General features: G+C 71.3%; 3 protein-coding genes. All 3 read left to right on the plus strand.

Annotated features, from left to right (window positions below; all coding sequences use genetic code 11):
- A partial coding sequence (locus tag ACZ4UU_RS45015; protein ID WP_471909259.1) for a type I polyketide synthase occupies nucleotides 1-3,149 on the plus strand: 3,149 nt, incomplete at its 5' end.
- Nucleotides 3,150-3,166: 17 nt separating this feature from the next.
- The gene (locus ACZ4UU_RS45020; RefSeq protein WP_471909260.1) at nucleotides 3,167-4,354 is read left to right on the plus strand and encodes a cytochrome P450; all 1,188 of its coding nucleotides are present in this window, start codon (nucleotides 3,167-3,169) and stop codon (nucleotides 4,352-4,354) included.
- 78 nt (nucleotides 4,355-4,432) lie between these two features.
- Nucleotides 4,433-5,091 (plus strand): beta-ketoacyl synthase N-terminal-like domain-containing protein (locus ACZ4UU_RS45025; protein ID WP_471909261.1); only part of this gene is annotated, 659 nt, incomplete at its 3' end.

Genomic DNA, 5,091 nt, shown 5'->3' on the forward strand with positions numbered 1-5,091 from the left:
TCACCGACACCCTCACCACCCTCCACAACCACCACACCACCACCTACCTCGAAATCGGCCCCCACCCCACCCTCACCCCCCACATCCACACCACCGTGGCCGACGCGGCGCCCGATGAAGAGCCGTGGGTGCCCACGCTGCTGCACGGTGACCGCTCGGAGGTGCGGACGGTCCTCGCGGCGCTGGCCGGCCTACAGGTGCGGGACGTCGCCGCACCCGCGTGGGACCGGGTGTTCGCCGGCACCGAACCGCGCCGGGTGGACCTGCCCACGTACGCTTTCCGGCGCGAGCCGTACTGGCTGCACGCGACGGGAGGCCGGGAGGTGACCGCGGCCGGCCTGGCCGGGGTGAACCATCCGCTGCTCGGTGCCGAGACCGAACTCCCGGATGGCTCAAGCGTCTTCACGGGACGGATCTCCCTCGGCGCCCACCCGTGGCTCGCCGACCACACGGTCCTCGGGGCGGTGGTGCTGCCCGGCACCGCGTATGTCGACCTGGCGCTCTTCACGGCCGAGCGCAGCGGCTGCCGTCGGATCGAGGAACTCACCCTGGAGGCGCCCTTGGTGCTGCCTCGACAGGGGGCGGTCGACCTGCGCGTGGTGGTGTCGGCGGCCGAGGACGGAGGGAATCGGGCGATCACCGTCCACTCCCGTAGGGCGGAGGCGGAGGCCGGCACGGAGTGGCTCCGGCATGCGACGGGGGCGTTGTCCCCGGCCGAAGGCACGGAGCCGGCCGCGAGCCGGGAGCCGTGGCCCGCGGAGGGTGCGGAACCGCTCGATGTCGAGGACGTGCGCGTACACCTGTCCGGTCTGGGGCTGGACTACGGGCCCGCTTTCCAGGGGCTGCGGGCCGCCTGGCGACGTGCGGGCGACAGCACGGTGTACGCGGAGGTCACGCTGCCGGCCGGCGTCACCGACACGGCGGGGTTCCGCGTCCACCCGGCGCTGTTGGACGCCGCGCTGCACCCGTTCGCGTCGCCCGAGCCGGACCGGCCGATGAACGTCACGCGGCTGCCGTTCTCCTGGCGCGGCGTCGCCCTGCACGGGAGCGGGTCGCCGACGGCGTTGCGGGTCCGGTTGTCGCCGCTGGGCGGCGAGGGGCTCTCGCTCTCGTTGTGGGACGACACCGGCGCGCCCGTCGGCGTGGTGGAGTCGCTGCTGACCCGTCCCGTCGATGCCGGTCAGCTGCGGGTCGGCGCCTCGCAGGTGCCACCCAACTCGTTGTTCCGGCTCGCCTGGGATCCGCTTCGGGTATCCGTACCGACGAAGTCGCTGCGCCCCGGAACGGTCGTTCTCGAAGAGGGTAGGGGGTTGTCGGATACAGAGCTGGACGGTGCCGTGGAGCCCCACACGGTGGTCGTGCCCTGCGCGCCGTCCGGTGCCGACGGTCAAGTGGTCAGCGCGGCGGCGGCCCGAGCGGTCACGCGCCGTGCCCTCGGGCTGGTGCGGGAGGTCCTCGCCGACGAGCGGTTGTCCGAGAGCCGCCTGGTGTTCGTCACCAGCGGCGCTGTCGCCGTCGGCGAGGGGGCGCACCGGCTCGATCCGGCGGCCTCCGCGTTGTGGGGTCTGATCCGTTCGGCCCAGTCCGAGAACCCCGACCGTTTCCAGCTCGTCGACGTCGAGGACCGGACGGACCCACGCGAGGCCCTCGAAAGGAACGGAGCCTTGGCGGCGGCGGTGGCGAGCGGTGAGCCGCAGGTGGCGGTGCGGGCGGGCGAGCTGTTCGTGCCCCGCCTCGTGCGGGCGACCGACGAACTCGCCGACGCGGCCGCCGGTTCCGGCGGTGAGGGCGGTGCCTTCGCGCTCGCGCCGGACGGCACGGTGCTGATCACCGGTGGGACCGGTGCTCTCGGCCGTCTGATGGCGCGGCACCTCGTCGAACGGTACGGCGTCCGCCACCTGCTGCTGCTCAGCCGACGCGGAGGTAAGGCCCCCGGCGCCGCCGACCTGGCGGCAGAGCTGGCGGAGCTGGGCGCCACGGTGACGCTGGCGGCGTGCGATGCGGCGGACCCGGAGGGCCTGCGTACGGTGCTGGACGCGGTCCCGGCGGAACACCCGCTCACGGCGGTGATCCACACCGCGGGCGTGCTGGACGACGCCACCGTTCCCGTGCTCACCGACCGGCAGCTCGACATCGTCATGCGGGCCAAGGCCGAGACGGCCTGGAACCTGCACCAGCTGACCCGGCACCTCGAACTGTCGGCATTCGTGCTGTTCTCGTCACTCGCGGGCGTCGTCGGCAGCCCGGGGCAGGCGAACTACGCCGCCGCGAACGCCTACCTCGATGGGCTCGCCCTCCACCGGCGCTCCCTCGGCCTCCCGGCGGCCTCGCTCGCCTGGGGCCCGTGGGCCGAGGCGAGCGGGATGGGCGGCGGTTCCGCGGCCGACGCGCGCAGCGGTGTCCGGGCGCTTGGCGCCGAGGAGGGCCTCGCGCTCGCCGACGCGGCCCTGTCCCAGCCCGGCCGGCCCGTCCTCGTACCGGCGCGGCTGGACCTGGCCGGGCTGCGCGCCCTCGCCTCCGTCGGACCGCTGCCCGCCGTACTGCGCGGGCTGGTACGAGCATCGGCGGGCAGCGCCGGGTCCGATCGGCGCTCGCTCGTCGACAGCCTCCGCGGCCGTCCGCAATCCGAGCAGTTCCGGGTGGTCCTCGACCTGGTCCGCGGCCATGTCGCGACGGTCCTCGGGCACGCGGGCACAGGTTCCGTGGAGGATCAGCGGGGGCTGCTCGACATGGGCTTCGACTCGCTGACCGCCGTCGAGCTGCGCAACCGGCTCACGGCGGAAACAGGGCTGAAGCTGTCGTCCACTCTCGTCTTCGACCATCCCACCCCCGCCGCGCTCGCCCGGCACCTGCACGCGGAGCTGGTCCCCGACGCGCCGGGTCCCTCGCCCCAGGCGGACGAGACCGAGCTCCGGCGGATCATCGCCTCGATTCCGCCGGCCCGCTTCCGTGAGGCCGGGCTGGTGGAGGTGCTGATGCGGCTCGCCGACGGCGGCAACCCTCCCGAGACGCCCGCCCCGTCTGGCGTGACGGACGACGACCAGACCGACGTGATCATGTCCGCCGATGTGGACGAGCTCGTTCAACGGGCCATGGCGGCGGCAGGGCAGGACCTGCCCCACGACGCGCAAGGCACAGCCAAGGAGTGAGGAGTAGGGAGTACCCCATGGCACACAGCGAAGGCATCATCGAAGCCCTGCCGACCGAGCGACGCTGCCCGTTCGATCCGCCGTCGGAACTCACCGACCTGATCACCGAGCGGCCGATCGCGAGAATGCACTATCCGGACGGCCACGTGGGCTGGCTGGTCACCAACTACCAACTCGCCAAGGAGGTGTTGTCGAGTCCGCGCATCAGCGCACGACACGAACTGCGCCGTTTCCCCGTGCCCTTCCCGATCAAGCTCGGCCCGGCGGCTCCCGGTGTTTTCGTGGGTATGGACGCCCCCGAGCACACCCGCTATCGCAAGCCGCTAGCCAAGGCTTTCACAGCGCGGCACGCGCGCGAAATGGAACCCGTCATCCAGCAGATAGCGGATGACGTGCTCGACGCGATGGAGAAACAGGGATCGTCGGCCGACCTCGTACGTTCATTCGCGCTGCCACTGCCCATCCGGGTGATTTCCGAGATCATCGGCGGGACCCAGGACGTCACCGATGAATTCCAGCAGCTCCGCATTCCCATGATCACCCCGGGTACGCCGCCCGAGCAGGCACGTGCCGCCATGGTGAGGACCGGGGAACTGATGCGCGAACTCGTGGCGGCCAAGCGGGCGAATCCGTCCGCCGACCTCCTCGGCAGCCTCATCGCCGGCGGCGACCTGACCGACGACGAACTGGCGGCGATCGCGCTGCAGATCCTCGGCGCCGGCCATGAGACCACCGCCCACATGTTCGCCCTCGGTACCTATCTGCTGCTCCAGGACGACGAGTTGCGGCAGCGGCTCACCACCGAGGGCCCCTGGACGGACGAGGCCGCCGATGAGCTGCTGCGCTATCTGACGATCGCGCAGTTCATCACCCGGGCGGCACTGGAGGACGTGGAATTCGGCGGTCAGCTCGTCAGGAAGGGCGAAACGGTCACGATCGCCCTGTCGGCGGCGAATCGCGATCCGGAGCGTTTCCCCGACCCGGACACCTTCGATCCCGAGCGGGCGCAGAACGGCCATCTCACGTTCGCCCACGGCGTGCACAAATGCCTGGGTGTCCATCTCGCCAGAACGGAACTCCGGGTCGGGATGCCCGCTCTTCTGCGGCGGTTCCCGAAACTACGCCTCGCGATCCAGCCGGAGGAGATCGGGACGCGCGACGCAATGAGCACGTACGGAGTGCACGAGCTGCCCGTTACGTGGTGAAAACCATGCGTAAGCCGCGATCAAGAGCGACTTAAGGGCCTCTTCCGAGGATGAGGCCCGCTGAGCATGGAGTTGATAATGGGTACGTCTCCCGAAGACAAGGTCGTCAACGCACTGCGCGCCTCACTGCTGGAGAACGAACGGCTGCGGCAGCAGCACCAGCGCCTCACCGAAGCGTCCCGGGAGCCGATCGCGATCGTGGCGGCGGCCTGCCGGTACCCGGGCGGCGTCACCTCGCCCGAGGACCTGTGGCGGCTCGTCGCGGAGGGCCGGGACGCGATCTCCGCGTTGCCAGCCGATCGCGGATGGGATCCGGAGGAGCTCTACGACCCGGATCCCGACCGGACGGGGAAGATCTACGTCCGTGAAGGAGCCTTCCTCGACCGCCCCGCCGCTTTCGACGCGGAGTTCTTCGGGATCAGCCCGCGCGAGGCGCTCGCGATCGACCCCCAGCAGCGGCTGCTGCTGGAGGTGACGTGGGAGACGCTGGAGCGGGCGGGCATCGACCCCTCGTCGCTGCGTGGCAGCCGGACCGGTGTCTTCACGGGCGTGATGTACGGCGACTACGGCGCCCGGCTCTTCCGCGACGTACCCGACGGGTTCGAGGGCCATCTGGGCACCAGCAGTGCCTACAGCGCCGCTTCCGGGCGTGTCTCGTACACGTTCGGGTTCGAGGGACCAGCGGTCAGCGTCGACACCGCCTGCTCGTCCTCACTGACCGCCATCCACCTCGCCGC

The sequence above is a fragment of the Streptomyces sp. NPDC028907 genome (genome assembly GCF_055564995.1).

Excerpts from the sequence above, each read along its gene's own strand:
- ACZ4UU_RS45020 (WP_471909260.1), top strand. The coding sequence starts at position 3,167 with ATGGCACACAGCGAAGGCATCATCGAAGCCCTGCCGACCGAGCGACGC.